Source organism: Salinimicrobium oceani (assembly GCF_012037645.1).
Window position 1 is genome coordinate 1 of the sequence record NZ_JAAVJR010001325.1, and the last position, 326, is coordinate 326.

Annotated in this window: 1 pseudogene; it reads left to right on the top strand. The window is 45.7% G+C overall.

Features of this window, described 5'->3' with window-relative positions:
* Nucleotides 1–326 (top strand): annotated as a pseudogene (locus HC175_RS22035) (polyphosphate kinase 1); the annotation flags it as partial.

Consider the following 326-nt stretch of genomic DNA (forward strand, 5'->3'; position numbering starts at 1 on the left):
TCCCCGGCGGCCGGTACCATAATCGCAGGGATTACATGAATTTTCCAAGCCTGGGAAGCGAAGAATTGCAGTATAAGGTCTATGAACCCCTGCCAATCTCCGGAATGATCCTGCAGGGGAGTCTTTTTAAAGAATTAGCGAAAAAGGATTATTTACTGCACACGCCTTATCAAACTTTTTCCTATACCGTAAAATTCCTGAGAGAAGCCGCCCTGGACCCGGCGGTGAAATCGATAAAGATCACAATTTACAGGTTAGCAAAGATCTCCCACATCGCCAGTTCGCTGATCAATGCAGTGAAAAATGGGAAAAAGGTAACTGTGCAG